Genomic DNA, 3,032 nt, shown 5'->3' on the forward strand with positions numbered 1-3,032 from the left:
ACCCTGTTGCTGCCCCTGTGTAACGGTGGCTGACACCACTGCCTACAATATTTCCTTGGAACAGCCGAATAGGCGGGCTTTTTTCTAGCGTTAACTTGTCGTCATTCATCGACATCAAGTTGTTGATCTGTGCCGACGAAGCCTTGATGGATTGAAACTTAGAAATTGAGTTATAGATGCCCATTATCGGGCCTAGTGCTTTCCAAACGAGAATAACGGTTGCGAGCATCGCGCCCGCATCAGAAGTGCCTTCCATGACTCCGATTACTGCGGTCACGATACTTGCAGTACCAATCACCTGAATCAAACTACCGCCAGCAGCCTGAATTTTACTGTTGGTTACAGCTACATTCTCCGCATCACTAGTGCTTTGCATATGGGAGGCACTAAAACGAGATTGAACCACGCGCAGTAAAGGCAAACCTTGAATGGTCTTGATACCACGAAGGATTTCATTCCATTGATAAGAGACCATGGCGTTAGCGCGAGAGCTTTTAGATGTAGCTTGTGAGTAGATGTAACGAGAGTAAACACAGAACACCAACATTAATATTAAGCCACCCATCACCACAAGTGCAGCCGTGCCAGACATCAGAGCAATGGCGATGATAAATACAATCACAAACGGCATATCAAAATAGCTGAGCGTTGATTCTGCAGTCACTAAGCGGCGGAACGTATCGATATCTTTCAAACGAGCCAACTGCGACGAAACCCCAGCGGTTGATGTCATCGCGTAGGGCAGCCAGAGAAGTTTCGATATTACGGCTTGTGAGATGTGCACCGCGAGATCTTTACCGGAAGTGGCAATGATATTTACCCGCATTTTCTTAAAGAAGTATTCAGAGAAGCCAACAATAATGGCGAATAAGGTTAACCAATAGAGTGTGGCTTGAGAGCTCGAAGTCAGTGCGAAGTTATAGACACTCATGATGAAGAATGGCTGCAATGCACCGAGAATACTGATGACGAAACTCAGAATGATCAGGCTTTTAAGTTCATTGTTGTAACGATAGAAAGCGTATTTTATCCAATTGCTTCTATCTTGCGATTCCGGAGGTGGTTCGCGGAACAGACGAGAATATTCGCTAATAGAAATCAGCAAGCAGGGCTTTTTACACATTGGGTATTCAATGGTGTTGTTGTTCGTGTAATCAAACAGCAGCAACTTCCCATCTTTTGTCCCTAAGAAGATGGCACTGAGGTTTTCTATCTCAATAAAGCACGGGTGAGGATATTTATCGATATTCTCGAGTGTCTTTAGTTTGGTCACATCACAGCGGTATCCAAGGCGCTCTATGGTTGCTGTAAAGCTATCACCGTCTTTGGGTTTTGGAATAAAAGCATCGCTGAGTATAGCGGGCGTGCCTTCCCATTCGAGTGCTATCAAGGTGTAGGCCAAACCACGAATAAGTGGCGATTGACTGTAACGTTCGTCGTATCCACTAGATTCAAAATCCAAGACACGTTGCGGCACATTATTGAAGTCTACTAGGATACTCATTGGTCACCTCCGGTAAGTTTTACGCGTTTGAGGCGGTGGTTGAGTTTGTCCATTTTATTGCTGGCGATGATTAAGATTTTGTCATTGGCACGATAGGCAGTACTGGTCAGTACGACGCGTGCAAATTCTTCATCAAAGACGCAGTCTATATCGTCGAATATCAACACACGCTTACTGGCGAGCAGGGCACGGACTAATAACAGAGCATAGCCAACTTGGCGTGAGAATGGGTTACGCATGTGACCTTTGAGCTCGGTATAGAAACCTGCAGGCAGCCCATCAATTTGAGCCTTGATGTTCATGGTTTCACATAAGGCGAAAGCCGTATTGTTCAGGCTTGGACGGAAACAGGTTAGGTTATCAATAATGGTCCCTTCCACGAATGAACTTGTTTTATCGACCATCAGCACGCTGTTACGCCAAACGTTGTAGTTTACGTCACTCAGAGGCGTGTCATTAATCATGATGTCCAGTTTGTTATCATTGTTCTGACGTGTAATACAGTTGGCAAGGTGGGTCTTGCCGGAGCCACTTTTCCCGGTAAGCAAATAAGTTTGTCCGAGTTCGAATTCGATACGCTGCTTTTCAGAATATTTAACAGAAATACGTTCTACTTCGGTCGTCTCATGTTGATGTTCAACCGACGCGGCCAGTTCAAGAAGTTCGGCGATACGTTGTATATGGAGCTTGTTTAGTTCCCAGCGGCTCGCGGTACGCATCACTTGTTGGTAGGGCGCGAAGTAACGATTGGTAAGCATGATTATCGCGGCCATAATGCCTTGGCTTGACTCCATATTGATCACGGCTGTTGCCAATACCACAACAACACAAGCAATCGAGAGTTGTTGGATGAGCGCTAAGATTAAGCCAAAATTCGATTCAATCTGTTCGTATTTGATGTTTTCAACTTCACGTTCCTCGACCATTTGGGTCATCAGGCTTTCAACGCGGTATTCCATGTTTCGAGCTTTGATATCCAGAGGGCTAGAAATGATTTCAATGATTTTGGATGTGGTTAAGCCCTCTATATCGGACTTGTTTTGTAAGCTGCCAATCTTCTGCTTAGAAAGGCTCCAAGCGAAAATGGCTAAAATGAGCGAGGCAATCAGAAGCGTCACGCCAGCCCATATGTTGATCAGACCAATAATGAGGATGGTGATCACGCTGACAGCAAGGTTTATCAGGGCTCGAACCGATTCGCCGCCAAAGAAGGTTTTCAACTCAGGAATGGTTGAGATTCGCTCTAGGTATTCGCCCGGTTCTAAGCGGCGAAATTTAGAGATCTCAGCCAAACAGATGGATTGGAATACCTTGTTGGTTAAGTTGGTCTCAAACTGCCTCATGATGACGGAAGATATCTTCTCTTCCTGATTTTTCAGGTGGTAGTCGAGGAAGATAGAAATCAGGATAATCGCGAACAGCAAGAACAACGTATCTTGTGCTTGGTTTGGTAATACTCGGTCGAAAATGATCAGAATGGAGAAGGGCAGTACCAAGCCAAATAGAGTGGAAATTATTGTAGAGAAAG

Annotated in this window: 2 protein-coding genes; both read right to left on the minus strand. The window is 45.1% G+C overall.

Translation table 11 applies throughout. The features are described from left to right. Positions 1-1,504: ABC transporter transmembrane domain-containing protein (locus AB4653_RS14735; protein ID WP_372104565.1), on the minus strand; the 1,504-nt coding region annotated here is incomplete at its 3' end. Beyond that, a partial coding sequence (locus tag AB4653_RS14740; protein ID WP_372104568.1) for an ABC transporter transmembrane domain-containing protein occupies positions 1,501-3,032 on the minus strand: 1,532 nt, incomplete at its 5' end. The genes AB4653_RS14735 and AB4653_RS14740, both read right to left, overlap by 4 nt.

Source organism: Vibrio sp. 10N.222.48.A3 (assembly GCF_041475345.1).
Classification (GTDB): domain Bacteria; phylum Pseudomonadota; class Gammaproteobacteria; order Enterobacterales; family Vibrionaceae; genus Vibrio; species Vibrio tasmaniensis_A.